The organism is Pigmentiphaga litoralis (assembly GCF_048632615.1).
Lineage (GTDB): Bacteria > Pseudomonadota > Gammaproteobacteria > Burkholderiales > Burkholderiaceae_B > Pigmentiphaga > Pigmentiphaga litoralis_B.
Window position 1 is genome coordinate 4,274,118 of sequence record NZ_CP184479.1, and the last position, 16,245, is coordinate 4,290,362.

The following is a 16,245-nucleotide window of genomic DNA, read 5'->3' on the forward strand; positions in this document are numbered from 1 at the left end:
AATGACGGACACTCAGTTACCCCTGATCCCGACGCCGGGCGAGCCCGACGTGCCGGGCGGCGAACACATTTCTTTGGCGCTGTATGCCGAGCAGGCTTACCTGGACTATGCGGTATCGGTGGTCAAGGGACGCGCGCTGCCCGACGTCAGCGACGGGCAGAAGCCTGTCCAGCGGCGCATTCTGTACGCCATGGATGCGATGGGCCTGGGCCCGACCGCCAAACCCGTCAAATCGGCCCGCGTGGTCGGCGACGTGCTGGGCAAGTACCACCCGCATGGCGACCAGGCGGCGTATGACGCCATGGTCCGCATGGCGCAGGGTTTTTCGCTGCGCTATCCGCTGATCGACGGCCAAGGCAACTTCGGCTCGCGCGACGGCGACGGTGCGGCCGCCATGCGGTACACCGAAGCACGCCTGACGCCGATCGCGCGCCTGCTGCTCGACGAACTCGACGAAGGCACGGTCGACTTCATTCCGAATTACGACGGGTCCTACCAAGAGCCCAAGAATCTGCCGGCCCGCCTGCCAATGGTGCTGCTCAATGGCGCCTCGGGCATTGCGGTGGGCATGGCGACCGAAGTGCCGCCGCACAACCTGCGCGAAGTCGCGGCGGCCGCCGTGGCGTTGCTCAAAGACCCGAAGCTGTCCGACGAGGCGCTGTATGCGCACTTGCCAGGCCCGGACTTTCCGGGGGCGGGCAGATCATTACGCCGGCGGCCGACATTGCGCAGATTTTCCGCACGGGCCGCGGTTCGCTGAAGGTCCGCGCGCGCTGGACCTTCGAAGAAATGGCGCGCGGCCAGTGGCAATTGGTCGTGACCGAACTGCCACCGTCCACGTCGGGCCAAAAGGTATTGGAAGAGATCGAAGAACTCACCAATCCCAAGATCAAGGCCGGCAAGAAAACGCTCAGCCCTGAACAGCAGCAGACCAAGGCCACCCTGCTGGGCCTGCTCGACGCCGTGCGCGACGAGTCGGGCAAGGAAGCGTCGGTGCGGCTGGTGTTCGAGCCCAAGACCTCCAAGGTGGACCGCGACGACTTCGTGAATACGCTGCTGGCGAACACGTCGATGGAAAGCGGATCGTCGGTCAACCTGGTGATGGTCGGGTCCGACGGGCGGCCGCGTCAGAAGTCGATGCGCGAGATCCTGACCGAATGGCTGGCGTTCCGCACGCACACGGTCACGCGGCGCACGCGCCATCGCCTCGACAAGGTCAAGGACCGCATCCATGTGCTCGAAGGGCGCATGGTGGTCTACCTGAACGTGGACGAGGTGATCCGCACCATCCGCGAATCCGACGAGCCGCGTCCGGCCCTGATGGCGGCGTTCTCGCTGTCCGAGCGCCAGGCCGAAGACATCCTGGAAATGCGCTTGCGCCAGCTGGCGCGCCTGGAAGGCTTCAAGATCGAACAGGAACTGAAGACGCTCAAGACCGATCAGGTCAAGCTCGAAGACCTGCTCGAAAACGCCAGCGCCATGAAGCGCCTGATCGTCAAGGAAATCGAAGCCGATGCGAAGCAATATGGCGATGATCGCCGTACGCTGATCGAGGCCGCCGAACGCGCATCGGTCGAAGCGCGCGTGGTGGATGAACCGGTCACCGTGATCGTGTCGCAGAAGGGCTGGCTGCGGTCCCGCCAGGGCCATGGCCATGATTCCAGCCTGTACACCTTCAAGGCGGGTGATGCCTTGTATGGGGCGTTCGAATGCCGCACGACCGATGCGCTGATCGCCATTTCCAGCAGTGGCCGGGTGTACTCGGTGCCCGTCCTGGGCTTGCCGTCGGCACGCGGCGACGGGGTGCCGGTCACCACCATGATCGATCTGGAACCCGGCTCGCGCATCCTGCACATGATCGCGTCCGCGCCTTCCAGCCGCTGGCTGCTGGCGACCCGCAACGGCCTGGGCTTCATGACGCGGCTGTCCGACATGTCGACCCGTCAGCGCGGCGGCAAGCAGTTCATGTCGCTCGATGAAGGCGATGAGCCGCAGCGTCCGGTGCCGGTGTTCGACGGCGCGACCCATGTCGCGCTGTTGACGGCCAAGGAACGCTTTTTGGTCTTTGGCCTGGAAGAGGTCAAGGTGCTGTCTTCGGGCGGCCGGGGCACGACCCTGATGGACCTGGACGCCAAGGATCCGCTGGCGCAGGTGGTGCCTATCGGTCCCGCCGGCTTGCGTATCGCGGGCGTCTACCGCAACAAGCCGTTCGAAGAAGTGCTGAACGGCGCTGCCCTGGCGATCTATATCGGCAAGCGTGCCCGCAAGGGCAAGGCGCTGTCGGGCCGCGCCAAGCAACCCGTCCTGTCGCCGGTGTTCTGACCCATGGCCTGCTTCCGGCGGTGGGTGGCGGGCGCGGCGATCCTTGCGATCGCCGGATGTGCCCGGGTCAATCCGTACTACGACGCGAACCTTGCGCATCACACGCCGTCGGGCTTCAAGAACAACTACCCGCACCGCACGCCCGGCACGACCGACCTGTGGCGCTGGCGCTTCGATCAGTGGAAGGACAATCTGCCGGCCGAGCCGAACGATCCCGCGTCGCTGGCGACCGTGCCTGCGGATCCTGCCTGGATACGGCAGGCGTCCGACGCCGTGCGCGTGACGTGGGTAGGACATTCGACGCTGCTGGTGCAGATCGGGCGGTTCAACCTGCTGACCGACCCGCAGTTTTCCGAGCGCGCATCGCCGGTCTCGTTCGCGGGTCCCAAGCGGTTCCAGTTGCCCGGCGTCGCGTTGGCGGACCTGCCGCATATCGATGCGGTCGTCATCTCGCACAGTCATTACGATCACCTGGACCTGCCCACGGTGCGTGCCCTTTCCCTGCAGCCGGGCGGACCGCCGGTGTTCATGGTGCCGCTGGGCATCGACCTCTGGTTCCGCGACAACGTCCCGGCGGCAAACGACGTGCGGCCGCTGGACTGGTGGGGCAAGACCACCCTAGGTGACAAGACATTGACGTTGCTGCCGGTGCAGCACTGGGGCGCCCGGACCCTGTCCGACCGCAACCAGACCCTATGGGGCGCCTGGGCCATCGACAGCGCGGCGCCCAGGTTCCGCTTCCTGTTCGGCGGCGACTTTGGCTATTCACGCGACCTGGCCGACATTGGCCAGCGAGAAGCGCCGTTCGATCTGGCGGCGATTCCGGTCGGTGCCTACGCGCCGCGCTGGTTCATGACGCCGCAGCACGTCAATCCGGCCGAGGCGGTGCAGGCGGCGCGCGACGTGCATGCACGATCGTCGGTCGCGATCCATTGGGGCACCTTCAGCCTGACGGACGAACCGCTGGACCAGCCGCCCAAGGATCTGGCAGTGGCGCGGGATGCGGCGGGCATGCCTGGCGATGAATTCTTTGTCATGCGCCATGGCGAGTCGCGGGTGTGGACAGAGGGCAAGTGGGTGGTGCGCGCGCCGGGGTCGTGAGCCCGCCAGGGTCGCGGATCCATATGAGACGTCAGCGCGTGGAAGCCATCGGCCACCCTGTCAGCCCTGACAGGGTGGCCGGGATACGTCTCAAGTCGGGCAGGGCAGCACCGTTACGAGGGCCATCGCTTCGGATGTCCATCGAGAACCCATGCCCTTGTCGTGCGCCCGCACCGCCCCGGTTGCCCAGACGTTTCTTCACACTGACCTCGCCACCGTGCGGTGGCCGGCATGACCCGCGCTGCCGGCGTCGCCGAGCGTATTCCGATTGTCGGCAACCTGACGCTGGCCAACGCCATCGACTGGGTCGCGCGCCTGCAGCATGCCTTGCATCGTGTCGACGTGCTGACGATAGACCTGTCCGGCATCGCGTGCATCGACGCCGCGGGCGTCCAGGTCCTGGCGGTGGCGCGACGCGAGGCGATGGCGCGCGGGCGCAGCCTTATCTTCGACGCGCATAGCCCCGCCGTGCTGGAAGCCTTCCGGCTGCTTGGCGCGGATCCGCAATTGCAGGACGCCGTGGTGGCGCGGGTCCGCCGGTAAGCCGGGCATCGGTGCGCGGCTGTACGTTCTGCGCGACCCCGACCTGTCTTGTTTCCGTCACGAATGTGCTGTATAAAAATCCAGTGACGTCGCGCGTTTACGGCCGGCCCATGCGTTTTTGCGCATCTGACCCACGCCTGCCTGCCGCCCCAGCGCTGCGCCATGTGTTCCGTACGTTGCTTTGCCGTGCGCCGGATCCCCGCCACGCCAAGTTCGCTCAGGAGACATCTCGTGGCTCACCTCGTCCTCGCGCTCGATATCGCCGGTACCCCGGTGCGCTGGATAGACATCGAAAAGGCCATCTGCCTGCACGTCGCAGGCCGCGTGGCCTGGGAACTGGGCGCCACCAGCGTCACGTTCCGCGGGGGCACGAATCGCCGCACCGGTCTGCCGTCGGTCGCCAGCACCACCAGCATCATTGCGGTGCGCGGGCGCGAATTTCGAGGCGACCGCGGTGCCTCCATCAGCCTGAGCCGCGACCGCCTGTTTTCGCGTGACCACAACGTGTGCGCCTACTGCGGCGGCCACTTCGTCGACATGGACCTGACCATCGAACATGTCACGCCCGAATCGCGCGGTGGCGGCAACCAGTGGGAAAACATCGTGACCGCCTGCCGGTCGTGCAATCAGCGCAAGGCCAATCGCACGCCTGAAGAAGCCAATATGCCTTTGCTGTACCTGCCGTACCGCCCAAACCGGTGGGAAGGCATGATCCTTCGCAACCGTCGCATTCTGGCCGACCAGATGGACTTCCTGCTGACGGGCGTACCCAAAACCAGTCGGCTGGTGGGGCTCTAGGCCGCGACAGACCTCGTCTCGGCCATCGCGCCTGAACAGATCGGGCCGCGGCGCGTCCCTTTCTGCGCCCGCGACTGCAGACATCCTGCCTGCGCTTGAATTCGCGGCAGGCGTCCCCATCTCCGAGCGAACCCATTTTTTTCCACCCGTCGACACGACACCACTCCCCGTTTTACAGAAGGGAAAAGTTGCCATGAGTCAAACCGCAAACACCACCGAAACGCTGGGCTTTCAGACCGAAGTCAAACAACTGCTGCAGCTGATGATCCACTCGCTGTACAGCAACAAGGAAATCTTCCTCCGCGAATTGGTATCGAATGCGTCAGACGCCTGCGACAAATTGCGCTTCGAGGCGATCGACCGTCCGGAACTGCTGGAAGGGGCGGGTGAACTTGCCATCCGCATCGGCTTCGACAAGGAAGCCCGCACCATCACGATCGCCGACAACGGCATCGGCATGAGCCGCGACGAAGCCGTGGCCAACCTGGGCACGATCGCCCGGTCGGGCACCCGCGAGTTCTTCCAGAACCTGACCGGCGACAAACAAAAAGACGCCCAATTGATCGGCCAGTTCGGCGTGGGCTTCTATTCGTCGTTCATCGTCGCCGATCGTGTCTCGGTCGTGAGCCGCCGTGCGGGCGCCGCGGCCGACGAAGCCATCCGCTGGGAATCCGCGGGCGATGGCGAATTCACGATTTCGCCGGCCGAGAAGGCCCAGCGGGGCACCGAAATCACGCTGCATTTGCGTGACGATGCCGATGAATTCCTGTCGTCGTGGAAGCTGCGCGAAGTGCTGCGCCGCTATTCGGACCACATCTCGCTTCCTATCATCATGAAGAAGGAAGAATGGGATGCCGAGAAGTCGGAAACCGTGCAGAAAGATGAAGATGAGACGGTGAACCAGGCCAGCGCGCTGTGGACCCGCAGCAAGTCCGACATCACCGACGAGCAGTACACCGAGTTCTACAAACACGTGGCCCACGACTTCGAAGGCCCGCTGGCCTGGACCCACAACCGGGTCGAAGGCCGCAGCGAATACACGCAACTGCTGTTCGTGCCGAAGCGCGCCCCGTTCGACATGTGGGACCGCAATAAAAAGCATGGCGTGAACCTGTACGTGAAGCGCGTCTTCATCATGGAAGATGCCGAGCAGCTGCTGCCGGGCTACCTGCGTTTCGTGCGCGGGATCATCGACTCGGCCGACCTGCCGCTGAACGTGTCGCGCGAAATCCTGCAGGAAAGCCGCGATGTGAAGGCGATCCGCGAGGGCAGCACCAAGCGCGTGCTGAGCCTGCTCGAAGACCTGGCCGAAAACAAGCCCGAAGACTACGCCACGTTCTGGACCGCCTTTGGCCAGGTGCTGAAAGAAGGCGTGGGCGAAGACGCGGCGAACATCGAACGGGTCGTCAAGCTGCTGCGTTTTGCGTCGACGCACGGCGGGTCCGACGCGCAGACCGTGTCGCTGGCCGACTATGTGGGCCGCTTCAAGGAAGGCCAGGACAAGATCTACTACGTGACGGCCGAAACGTACGCCGCGGCGGCCAACAGCCCGCACCTCGAGATCTTCCGCAAGAAGGGCATCGAAGTGCTGCTGCTGACCGACCGGGTCGACGAATGGATGGTGTCCTTCGTACGCGAATTCGAAGGCAAGCAGTTGGTGTCGATCGCCAAGGGCGGCCTGGATCTGGGCGCCTTGGCCGACGAAGAGGACAAGAAGCGCCAGGACGACGTATCGGAAGAATTCAAGCCGGTGGTCGAGCGCCTGAAGACGGCGCTGGGCGAGCAGGTCAAGGACGTGCGCGTCACGTTCCGGCTTGTGGATTCGCCGGCGTGCGTGGTGGTCGATGACCAGGACATGAGCCAGCACCTGCAGCGTCTGCTGAAGGCCGCCGGCCAGCCCGCGCCCGAGTCGCGTCCCATCCTCGAAATCAATCCGGAACACGCATTGATCGCGCGGATCCAGAACGCCGCCGACGGGCAGTTCGATGAGTGGGCGCATGTGCTGCTTGATCAAGCCCTGCTGGCCGAAGGCGCATCGCTGGAAGACCCGGCGGCCTTCGTGCGGCGCCTGAACGGTCTGTTGCTGGGCCAGGCTTGAGCCGCGATCGCGCGCCCGCGTCCGGCCGGACTCCTGCCGCCAAGCCGGGGCGTCTTGACGTCCCGAACTTCTCGGAAGAAGGCGGCGTGCGCTTCCTGCACTTTGGCACGCCCTGGGTCCAGGGCGCCATGAAGGTGCAGAAGCCGGCGGACCTGGTCCTGGAATACACCCGGCAGATGATGGCCTGGCTGCTGTTCCTGGAACCGCCCGAGGGCGCCGATGCCATCGGCACACTGGGCCTGGGCGCGGGGTCCCTGGTGCGGTATTGCCTGAAGCACACGCCAAGCGCGGTGCACGCCGTTGAATGGAATCCGCAAGTGACGGCGGCGTGCCGCGCCTATTTCCGCCTGCCCGCGGAGGGTGACCGCTTCCGGATCACGCACGCCGATGCGGGCGCCTGGGTCGAAGACATCGCCAACCGGGGCACCTGCCCGGTCCTGATGGTGGACCTGTACGACGCCGAAGCGCGCGGTCCGGTCCGGGATTCGGTGGCGTTCTACCAGGCCTGCCGGCGCGTGATCAGCGGGCATAGCCACCAGGCCGGCGTAATGACCGTCAACCTGTTCGGGGCGCATGAAAGCTTCGCGCGCAACCTGGACAACCTGTACGAGGCTTTCGAAGGCCGCATCGTGGTGCTGCCCGAGATGGACGCGGGCAATCGTGTGATGGTGGCCTTTGCCGGGCCGCCCCTGGAAGTCACGGCCGACATGCTGCTGGCCCGTGCTGACGTGGTCGAAGCGCAGTACGGCTTGCCGGCCCGCAAGTGGGCGCGGTTCTTGTTGCCGGTGCTGTGCTGACCGACGACACGGCCGCACCCAAGCCGGCGCAGCCGGCCAGCATGTCATCCGCAGCCATGTCATCCGCAGCCCGGTCATCCAAAGCCCCGTCATCCACAGCTTTGTCATCCGCCACCGCTTCGTCTCGCCCCGTACCGGCGGACTTGCAGGGCGGGCTGCCACCCCGTATTCCTTCCACGACCCGGCTGCTGCTGCTTGGCAGCTTTCCCGGCGTCGTGTCTCTTGACCAGGCGCGCTATTACGCGCACCCGCGCAACCAGTTCTGGCGACTGGTCGGTGCCTGCATCGACGAACCTCTGCATGACATGGCCTACGCCGACCGCCTGGCCACGCTGGCCCGGCACGACATCGGACTGTGGGACATGATCGCGCAATGCCGCCGCGTCGGCAGCCTGGATGCGGCGGTCAAGGATGCCAGCGTGCACCCGCTGGCGAACTACCTGAAGACCGCTGCGCCCCGGTTGCGGAAGATCGGCTTCAACGGCGCGTTGTCGTGGAAGCTGGGGCATCCGCTGGCCGAGCAGGGCTATGCCGTATTCAAGTTGCCGTCGTCGTCACCGGCGGCGGCGTCGGTGCGATTCGAAGACAAGCTTGCCCTCTGGCGGCAGATGTTCGAGGGCTGATCGGCTTGCCGTCACGACCGGCTGCAAGGTAGAGTGGCCGCCGGCATCGGGGGCGATGCGCAGCGGAGAAACGGCACGATGATCGACGACAGGGTAGGACAGGAAGGGGCGGATGCATTTGCACGGGGGGCGTCCGTGTCAGGTGCCGGAGCCTCGGGTGCCCAGCCCTCAGGTGCCGAAGCAGCAGGTGCCGAAGCATCAGCTGCCGAAGCCTCAGGCACCGAAGCCTCGGGCGCCAAGGTACCGCCCTCGTCGTCACCCGGCACGGTCTCCTTGATCGGCGGCAACGTGATCCTGCGCCCCATCACGGCAAACGACGGCCCGGCGATCGTGGCGGCAACGCAGGCCCATAATCTGTCCGACAACCGCTGGACGTCCATTCCCACGGCAAACGACATCGACAGCTACCTCGCGCGCGCCCTGGAAGGCGTTGCAGCGGGCCACACCCTCGCATTCGTGACCACCCTGGCTGACACCGGGCAGGTCGTCGGCGCTTCGCGCTTCTGGCGTTATGAGCCGGCCAACCGGAAGCTCGAGATCGGCCATACCTGGGTCGCGGCCGACTGGCAGCGCAGCTTCGTGAACACCGAAGCCAAGTACCTGATGCTGCGTTACGCCTTCGAGCATCTTGCCTGCCTGCGGGTGGAATTCCAGACCGACGAGCTGAATGCGGTGTCCCGCCAGGCCATCCTGCGCCTGGGGGCCACCTTTGAAGGGATTGCCCGCAAGGAGCGCATCATGCCTGACGGACGTCAGCGCAACACGGCGCGGTTCGCTATCGTCGACGACGACTGGCCGCGCGTGCGCGACGGACTGGAAAGCCGGATCCGCCGCGCGGGCGGCGTGCCGTCCCTGGTGGTCCAGTCGCTGTCACGCAACGGGATCCGCATCGAATCCCGATAAAACACCGTCAGCACGGTGCCAAGCTCGCCTACACTTGCTCGCGGCGCAACGGCGCGCCAGTCACCGGCAGTCTGATCGCAACGACGCGAAGGAGGGCAATGGAAAGCAAATTGACATTCAGCGTCCCACGCTGGCGATTGACACGATGGCTCGTGGGCGTCGGCCATGACGTGCCGCACGACGTGCGCGTGGCGTTGATTGGCAGCCTGTTCGGCACCTTGCCCATCTTTGCTGGCGGTGTGCTCAACACACTGATCGTCGCGACGCTCGGCATGGTGCGCCATCCGTCGCCCTGGTTCGTGGGGTGGCTGGTCCTCGAGATCGTCATCTGCGGAACGCGACTGGTGGTGCTGCTGATGGCGCACCGCGCGGCGGCGCAGGGCAAGCCTACCCCTACCGACACCTATCTCGTGCTGGCGCTCGCCTGGGCGTTCAGTGTGGGATATGGCGTCTTCATCAGCATGACCAGTGGTGACTGGGTGATCGCGACAATGGCCTGCCTGTCCTCGGCGGCGATGGTCGGCGGCATCTGCTTTCGCAACTTCGCGGCGCCCCGATTGGTTGGCGTCATGATCTTCCTGAGCCTGGGACCGTGCTGCCTGGCGGCCGTGTTTGCCGGCGAGCCGCTGATGCTGGTCACGCTGTTGCAGATTCCTTTCTACCTCTTCAGCATGACCACGGCGTCGTACCGGCTCAATTCGATGCTGGTGTCGACCATGCGGGCGGAACGCGAGAACAGCTATCAGGCGCGGCATGACGAAATGACAGGCGTATCGAACCGCGCCGGGCTGCTGGCCGTCATGGCGCACCGATTGGCCAACCACGAGCACCATGCCGTCTTCTATCTGGATCTGGACGGCTTCAAACAGGTGAACGACAGCCGGGGCCACGCCGCTGGCGACCGGCTGTTGCGGATGGTGGCGGATAGGCTGAAGGCCTTGCTCAAGCCCGATGACGTGGTCGCCCGGATCGGGGGAGACGAATTTGTCGTGATGACGCGCAGCCCCGACCGCAAAAGCAGCGTGCACTTTGCCGACAGCGTCATCGCCGCCTTGTCCTTGCCCTATGACCTGGGTGATGGCGTGCCCGTCGCCATCAGCGGCAGCGTGGGGATCGCCCTGATTCCGGAACACGGCACCGCGACGGAAGACGTGCTGGCCGCCGCCGACGCCGCCCTGTATGTGGCCAAGTCACTCGGCAAGGGGCGGTGCGCCGTGGCGGGCGAGAAGGTGGATCCCGCCGCGCGGTGGGCGCTGCGCAGCGCGTGACCTTACCGGGCGGCCTGCTGGCGCGCCAATGCTTCACGCGCGCGCAAGGCGTGGTCGTTACCGACACGATTCGCAAGCACGTCGGTCAGTTGACGCAGCTGGGCGGCGGTCAGTCCGACGTTGATGCTGATCCCCATATGCGACTGCAGTTGCGATTCGGCGCCAGGTAGCGCCGACAGCATGCTGACCGTCGCCAATTCGCGGCTCTGCCAATCCAGGTTGTCCCGCGCAAAGATGTCGCCGAATAGATGGGTCTTCAGATAGCGGTCGATGGCCGGCGCGAAGTCGAACAGCGGGCCGGCGACCGGTTTGCCTGACAACTGCGTCTGATTGGCCGTACCCGCGGCCAGCAAGGCGTCGCCCGTGGGAATCGGCGCGCCTGGCGGGTTGCCGGGCGCGTCAACGATCCCGCGTTTCTGACGGGCATCCCGCACCGTCATCAGTTCGCCCAGCGCGTTCAAACTGCGCGGAAAGCCTGCATAGGCGTACACCTGCACCAGAATTTCCTTGGCGTCGCTGATCGTCAGGCCAGCGTCCAGGCCCTGGTCTAATGCGTCGCCAAGCCGGGGAATGTCACCCGCTGCGGCAAACGCGCCGATCGGGATAATGGCCTGCTGCCGGGCGGACAGAGTGTCGGAAGGCCCGGACCGGACCGTGGATAGGGAGGCATCGCCAGAAAACGATGGGGATGGCGTGGACATGCTGGAACGCTCCGGTTGGGCGGCACGGGCGACGGTGAAAGCCGTCAGGCTCACGCTCAGGCAGATGAGGCCGACGATGCCGCGCGGTGCGCGTCCATGGGCCGGGCGCGGCTCAATGGCCATGGTATTGGGCATCGCTGACCTTCTCCATCCAGTTCACGTTCTTGCCGTCGACCGTGCCGGTGACCGCAAGGTGGGTCATGGCCGTGGTCGGGCCTGCGCCGTGCCAGTGCCTGACACCAGGCGGGCACCAGACGACGTCGCCGGCGCGTATCTCCTGCACGGCCTTGCCTTCTTCCTGCGTCCGTCCCACGCCTGCCGTCACCACCAGGTACTGTCCGGCCGGATGCGTATGCCACGCCGACCGCGCGCCGGGCTCGAAGGTCACGAGCCCGCCCGACGCATTGATCTCCTTGCCTGCAGGCCATAGGGGATCGATGCGGGATCGGCCGGTAAAGAAGTCAGCGGGTCCCGCGACCGACGCCTGGGTACCGGATCGGCTGAGCGTTTGGCCTGCGGCCTCAGCCGGCTTCGCCGATCCTGTTGTGGCAGATTCTCCAGCCGTTGCCAACGCGGCAGGCAGCGCAAGTGTGCAAGCGGCCAGGCGCCAGGGTTCAAATGTCATGGTCGAAGTCTTGTCAAAAGAATAAGCCTCCACTGTAAAAGCGCGGCTATTGGTTGATAAGATGGAAAAGTCTGCATGCGCTTGTGTGCCGCATTCACCAATGGCCAACACCTGCGACGGCTCCATCAACTTCCAACCGCTTATGCCGTGATCAAAGACAACCTGAACGACCTGCAGGCCTTCGTCGCCGTGGCGCGCGAGCGCAGCTTTACACGAGCCGCCGCGCAACTGGGCATGTCGCGGTCCGCCCTGAGCCATGCCATGCTGGCGCTGGAAGCCCGCCTGGGCGTGCGTCTGTTGACGCGCACTACTCGCAGCGTGTCCACGACCGAGGCGGGCGCGCGGCTACTGGAAACGCTGGGGCCACGCCTGGCTGACATCGAGCAGGCGCTGGGATCGCTCAGTACGCTGCGGGACAAGCCGGCGGGTACCGTGCGCATCACCGCGCACGACCACGCCATTGTCAATTTCCTGTGGCCGCGCCTGCTGCCATTGCTTCGCGAGTATCCCGACATCCAGATCGAATTCAGCGTGGATTACGCAATGACCGACATTGCCGCGCAGCGCTTTGATGCAGGCGTGCGTTCGGGCGACCGGGTCGACAAGGACATGATCGCGGTCCGTATCGCACCCGCGCTGCGCATGGCCGTGGCCGGTTCACCGGACTACCTGAAAGGCCGTGCGCATCCCATGGTGCCGCAAGACTTGACTGAACACTGCTGCATCAATCTCAGGCTACCGACGCACGGCGGCCTGTACGCATGGGATTTCGAAAAAGGCGGTCAGGAACTGAACGTGCGCGTGACCGGGCAGACGGTGTTCAACAACACGTTCTTGATGCTGCAGGCCGCGCTGGACGGAATGGGGCTGGCCTATGTGCCGTACGACCTGGTGCAGCCGCATGTGGAACGGGGCCAACTGGTGTCGCTGCTCGAGGACTGGTGCCCGGTGTTTCCGGGCTATCACCTGTACTACGCGAACCGGCGGCAGATGTCGCCGGCCTTGGCGCTGGTGATCGAGGCGCTGCGATATCGGGAAGAGCAGCCCTAGATGGCCACGACATCCTGCGCCGCACAGGCGCGCAGCAGGCTGGCCACGTTGCCTTGCGGCAGGCGCAAGTTCGGATCCAGGTCGCACAAGGGCGCGAGCACGAACCTGCGTTCATGCATGCGCGGGTGCGGAATCACCAGCCGGGGGTGTCCATGACGACGTCATCGAACAGCAGCAGGTCCAGGTCCAGCGTGCGGGGCGCGTTGCGATAGGGCCGCTCGCGGCCGTGGTGGGCTTCGATGCCTTGCAGCGCATCCAGCAACGCGAGCGGTTCCAGCGTGGTGACGACACGGGCCGCGGCATTGATGTAGGGCGGCCCGCTCGAGGCGATCGGCGCGGTGCGAAAGAAGCGCGACACCGTCACCGCCGATATGCCGTCGGCCTGGGTCAGGTCTTGCGCGGCGGCCTGCAAGGTGGCGATGGCGTCGCCGAGATTCGCGCCCAGGCCGATCCAGGCGATATGGGCGCCGGCGGCAGCCCGCAGCCCGTCGGCGGGCGCGGACGGCGGGTCCACGCCGGGCCGGCCGGCTGCACTGCTCTGGCCCGGCTCGTTGCCCACCCTTTATTCCGCAGCCGGTGCGGCGCCACCCGAATTCGGGCCGGCCGACTCGGCGCGGGGCTTGTTGTTGCTGCGGCGCTTGCGGCGCGGCTTGGCCGATGCTTCGCCAGCCGGGCGGGGCTGGCGCGCGGCGTCATCCAGCATGGCGGCGCGGGTCGAATCGTCGGCGTCGGCCAGGTCCATCCACCACTGCGCCAGGTCGCTGTCGACTTCGCCAGCGGCGGCGCGCAGGTGCAGGAAGTCGCATGCCGCGCGAAAACGGGGTTGTTCGATCATGCGCCAGGCGGTTTTGCCCAGACGCCGTTCGAAGCGGGGCTGCATGAACCAGATCTCCCGCATGTCGGATACGAACCGACGCTGGATCGCCAGCTTTTCGGTCTGGTCATCCAGCACGGAATCGACAGCCAGGCCCAGCGCCTGCATTGGCACTTCGCCCTGTTCGCGGAATTGCATCCAGCGCACATGCACCTGTTGCCAGAGCAGGGCGGCAAACAGGAAGCTGGGGCTGACGGACTTGCCGGCACGCACGCGCTGGTCAGTGCGTTCCAGGGCCAGTTCGACAAAACGTTCGCCGCCGGGCTGGTCCAGCACCACGTCCAGCAGCGGCAGCATGCCCTTGTGCAGGCCCTGTTTCTGCAGCTGGCGCAGACAGTTCATGGCGTGCCCGCAGGTCAGCATCTTGAGCATCTCGTCGAACAGACGCGATGCCGGCACGTTTTCGATCAGGCCCGCCATGTCCCGGATCGGCGCCAGCGTGGCGGGGGCGATGGTGCATTCGAGCTTGGCGGCGAAGCGCATGCCGCGCAGCATGCGGACCGGGTCTTCGCGATAGCGTTTGGCCGCGTCGCCAATGATGCTGACGGTGCGGTTTTTCAGGTCGGCCACGCCGTTGTGATAGTCGATGACGATCTCGGTGGCGGGATCGTAGTACAGCGCGTTCAGCGTGAAGTCGCGCCGCGCGGCGTCTTCTTCCAGCGTGCCGAACACGTTGTCGCGCAGGATGCGGCCATGTTCGTCGGTGGTCTGTTCCACCGAACTGGCTGCGCGGAAGGTCGAGGTTTCGATGATTTCCTGGCCGAACACCACATGCACCAGCCGAAAGCGCCGGCCAATGATGCGGGCGCGGCGAAACAGCGGCTGGATCTGTTCGGGCGTCGCATTGGTGGCGATATCGAAGTCCTTGGGCTGCGCACCGGCGATCAGGTCGCGCACCGCGCCACCGACGATATAGGCTTCGAAGCCCGCTTCGTGCAGCGTGTCGCAGACCTTGATCGCGTGGCGCGACACCAGGCGACGGTCGATGCCGTGCTGGCTTTGCGGCACACGCAAGGGGCGTGCCGCTTGACACCCAGGATCGGGCGCGCGGCGCGGGGCGAAAACAGCTTGCTGATGAGTTTTCTGATCATGCGAACAAATCCGTGATGCGCCAGTTCCGTTCTTGCGCCAGCGCGCGCAGGGTAGCCGACGGGTTGGTGGCGACCGGGGTGGTCACGACCTCCAGCAGCGGGACGTCGTTCATGGAGTCGCTGTAGAAGACCGACTCGTCGAACGAGGCGAGGTCTCGGCCCATCGTCTTGAGCCAGGCGTCGACCCGGGTGACCTTGCCTTCGCGGAAGCAGGCGGTGCCGACGAAACGTCCAGTGTAGCGGCCGTTCACATATTCCGGGTCGGTGGCGAGCAGATGTGTGATGCCAAACGCACGCACGATCGGGCCGACCACGAAGGAATTGGTCGACGTGGCGACCACGCACAGGTCGCCGGCTTCCAGGTGACCGCGCACCAGGTCGATGGCCTGCGGCGTGATCGCGGGGCGAATCACCTCGGCCATGAACGTTTCATGCCATTTCGCCAGGTCGTACGGCGTGTTGCGCGCCAGCATCCCCAGCATGAACTCGGCCGACTCGGTAGCGGACAGTTTGCCTTCGTCATACCGCTGCATGATGGCGTCGTTGGTGGCGCGGGCGGTGGCGGGGTCGCCATTGTGACCATTGCGGGCCAGGAAGTCGGCCCAGTGATAGTCGCTGTCCAGCGGCAACAGGGTGTGGTCCAGATCGAACAGCGCGAGCCGGGTGGGCGCTTGGGTAGGAGTCATGACAGCGTTGGTGGAGAAGAATCGGGGTTGGAGGGTTCGGGCTGCTCGGCCAGCATGGCGCGCAGCAGCGGAACGGTGATGGGGCGCTTGGCCGCCAGGGAATAGCGATCCAGGGCGTCGACCAATGCCGACAGCCGCCGCATGTCGCGATCGACGTGGGTGATGACCCAGTTCAGCACATCGGGGGCAAGCTGCATGCCCCGGCTGGCGGCCTGCCGGCCCAGCGCCGCCATCTTGTCGGCGTCGGACAAGGCATCGAGCCGGAACACCAGGTCCCAGCCCAGGCGGGTGCGCAGGTCTTCCCGCAACTGCATCTGGTGGGGCGCCGTGTCGCCGGCCACGACCAGCGACAGCGCATGTTCGGTGGCGGCTGATTCGCGCCACCGGTTGTATAACGCAAAAACGCAGGCCTGCCGGGCGTCGTCCATCGCGTGCAGGTCGTCGATCGCCACACGCCGCAGCGGGGCGTGGCCGGCATCGCCGTCGGCCACGGCCTGGAAGGTCTTGATGGGGGCGTCGTTATCCAGATAGATGGCATCGGCCGCGTCCGCCACCATCGCCCGCAGCAGGTGCGTGCGCCCCGACGCCGCCGGTCCCCACAGGTACACCGCCCGCCCCGACGGCAGCGCGCGCAGCGCGGCCAGCGCCTCGGCATTCGGACCGGGCACGTAGTTGTCGAGCGATGGCGCCTGCGCGGGCAGGACGTCGAGTAGGAGCTGCTTCATCGGACTCGGCAAGGGGGACGTCGGGAAGAGCAAAGCGGCA

At 65.7% G+C, this 16,245-nt stretch carries 14 protein-coding genes and 2 pseudogenes; 10 read left to right on the forward strand and 6 right to left on the reverse strand.

Going from position 1 to position 16,245, the window contains the following annotated elements; all coding sequences use genetic code 11:
* Position 1: 1 nt before the first annotated feature.
* The 9 genes and pseudogenes from parC (at position 2) to ACNANG_RS19735 (ending at position 10,453) form a co-directional block, all read left to right on the forward strand.
* Positions 2-2,322: pseudogene (gene parC / locus ACNANG_RS19695) on the forward strand (DNA topoisomerase IV subunit A).
* Between the two features lie 3 nt (positions 2,323-2,325).
* Positions 2,326-3,423: an MBL fold metallo-hydrolase gene (locus ACNANG_RS19700; RefSeq protein ID WP_420224430.1), complete on the forward strand. Its 1,098-nt coding sequence runs from the start codon at positions 2,326-2,328 to the stop codon at positions 3,421-3,423.
* Between the two features lie 231 nt (positions 3,424-3,654).
* Positions 3,655-3,966 carry an STAS domain-containing protein gene (locus tag ACNANG_RS19705; protein WP_420224431.1) on the forward strand — a complete coding sequence of 104 codons (312 nt, stop codon included), beginning with the start codon at positions 3,655-3,657 and terminating at the stop codon, positions 3,964-3,966.
* A 231-nt stretch (positions 3,967-4,197) separates the two neighbouring features.
* Positions 4,198-4,764 (forward strand): HNH endonuclease, encoded by a 567-nt coding sequence (locus ACNANG_RS19710; RefSeq protein WP_420224432.1) that lies wholly within the window; start codon positions 4,198-4,200, stop codon positions 4,762-4,764.
* Between the two features lie 193 nt (positions 4,765-4,957).
* Complete coding sequence (gene htpG / locus ACNANG_RS19715) at positions 4,958-6,862, forward strand: molecular chaperone HtpG (protein ID WP_420224433.1); 1,905 nt, start codon at positions 4,958-4,960, stop codon at positions 6,860-6,862.
* Positions 6,859-7,659 carry a spermidine synthase gene (locus ACNANG_RS19720; RefSeq protein ID WP_420224434.1) on the forward strand — a complete coding sequence of 267 codons (801 nt, stop codon included), beginning with the start codon at positions 6,859-6,861 and terminating at the stop codon, positions 7,657-7,659. The genes htpG and ACNANG_RS19720 overlap by 4 nt, the downstream gene beginning before the upstream one ends.
* A 143-nt stretch (positions 7,660-7,802) precedes the next feature.
* Positions 7,803-8,282 carry a DNA-deoxyinosine glycosylase gene (locus ACNANG_RS19725; RefSeq protein WP_420224435.1) on the forward strand — a complete coding sequence of 160 codons (480 nt, stop codon included), beginning with the start codon at positions 7,803-7,805 and terminating at the stop codon, positions 8,280-8,282.
* Positions 8,283-8,360: 78 nt separating this feature from the next.
* A complete protein-coding gene (locus tag ACNANG_RS19730) occupies positions 8,361-9,185 on the forward strand; it encodes a GNAT family N-acetyltransferase (protein ID WP_420224436.1) in 825 nt (274 codons plus the stop codon).
* 98 nt (positions 9,186-9,283) lie between these two features.
* Positions 9,284-10,453, forward strand: a complete 1,170-nt coding sequence (locus ACNANG_RS19735) for a diguanylate cyclase domain-containing protein (RefSeq protein ID WP_420224437.1) — start codon at positions 9,284-9,286, stop codon at positions 10,451-10,453.
* A 2-nt stretch (positions 10,454-10,455) separates the two neighbouring features.
* On the opposite strand, the gene ACNANG_RS19740 is transcribed toward ACNANG_RS19735, so the two are convergent.
* Both ACNANG_RS19740 and ACNANG_RS19745 read right to left on the reverse strand, forming a co-directional pair.
* Positions 10,456-11,154: a carboxymuconolactone decarboxylase family protein gene (locus tag ACNANG_RS19740; RefSeq protein WP_420227593.1), complete on the reverse strand. Its 699-nt coding sequence runs from the start codon at positions 11,152-11,154 to the stop codon at positions 10,456-10,458.
* 112 nt (positions 11,155-11,266) lie between these two features.
* Positions 11,267-11,905, reverse strand: coding sequence for a (R)-mandelonitrile lyase (locus ACNANG_RS19745; protein WP_420224438.1), 639 nt, complete (start codon positions 11,903-11,905; stop codon positions 11,267-11,269).
* Between the two features lie 21 nt (positions 11,906-11,926).
* On the opposite strand from ACNANG_RS19745, the gene ACNANG_RS19750 reads away from it, so the two are divergent.
* Positions 11,927-12,829 carry a LysR family transcriptional regulator gene (locus ACNANG_RS19750; RefSeq protein WP_420224439.1) on the forward strand — a complete coding sequence of 301 codons (903 nt, stop codon included), beginning with the start codon at positions 11,927-11,929 and terminating at the stop codon, positions 12,827-12,829.
* Here the strand turns inward: ACNANG_RS19750 and folK are convergent.
* The 4 genes and pseudogenes from folK to hda form a co-directional block, all read right to left on the reverse strand.
* Positions 12,826-13,313 (reverse strand): annotated as a pseudogene (gene folK, locus ACNANG_RS19755) (2-amino-4-hydroxy-6-hydroxymethyldihydropteridine diphosphokinase). The gene ACNANG_RS19750 and the pseudogene folK overlap by 4 nt on opposite strands.
* 78 nt (positions 13,314-13,391) lie before the next feature.
* Entirely contained in the window at positions 13,392-14,804 is a 1,413-nt protein-coding gene (gene pcnB / locus ACNANG_RS19760; RefSeq protein WP_420227594.1) for a polynucleotide adenylyltransferase PcnB, read from the reverse strand.
* Positions 14,791-15,480: an HAD family hydrolase gene (locus ACNANG_RS19765; protein ID WP_420224440.1), complete on the reverse strand. Its 690-nt coding sequence runs from the start codon at positions 15,478-15,480 to the stop codon at positions 14,791-14,793. The genes pcnB and ACNANG_RS19765 overlap by 14 nt, the downstream gene beginning before the upstream one ends.
* Positions 15,477-16,205, reverse strand: a complete 729-nt coding sequence (gene hda, locus ACNANG_RS19770; RefSeq protein ID WP_420224441.1) for a DnaA regulatory inactivator Hda — start codon at positions 16,203-16,205, stop codon at positions 15,477-15,479. The genes ACNANG_RS19765 and hda overlap by 4 nt, the downstream gene beginning before the upstream one ends.
* Positions 16,206-16,245: the final 40 nt, after the last annotated feature.

Excerpts from the sequence above, each read along its gene's own strand:
- ACNANG_RS19765 (WP_420224440.1), bottom strand. The coding sequence starts at position 15,480 with ATGACTCCTACCCAAGCGCCCACCCGGCTCGCGCTGTTCGATCTGGAC.
- htpG (WP_420224433.1), top strand. The coding sequence starts at position 4,958 with ATGAGTCAAACCGCAAACACCACCGAAACGCTGGGCTTTCAGACCGAA.
- ACNANG_RS19745 (WP_420224438.1), bottom strand. The coding sequence starts at position 11,905 with ATGGAGCCGTCGCAGGTGTTGGCCATTGGTGAATGCGGCACACAAGCG.
- ACNANG_RS19740 (WP_420227593.1), bottom strand. The coding sequence starts at position 11,154 with ATGTCCACGCCATCCCCATCGTTTTCTGGCGATGCCTCCCTATCCACG.
- ACNANG_RS19700 (WP_420224430.1), top strand. The coding sequence starts at position 2,326 with ATGGCCTGCTTCCGGCGGTGGGTGGCGGGCGCGGCGATCCTTGCGATC.
- ACNANG_RS19735 (WP_420224437.1), top strand. The coding sequence starts at position 9,284 with ATGGAAAGCAAATTGACATTCAGCGTCCCACGCTGGCGATTGACACGA.
- ACNANG_RS19730 (WP_420224436.1), top strand. The coding sequence starts at position 8,361 with ATGATCGACGACAGGGTAGGACAGGAAGGGGCGGATGCATTTGCACGG.
- ACNANG_RS19705 (WP_420224431.1), top strand. The coding sequence starts at position 3,655 with ATGACCCGCGCTGCCGGCGTCGCCGAGCGTATTCCGATTGTCGGCAAC.
- hda (WP_420224441.1), bottom strand. The coding sequence starts at position 16,205 with ATGAAGCAGCTCCTACTCGACGTCCTGCCCGCGCAGGCGCCATCGCTC.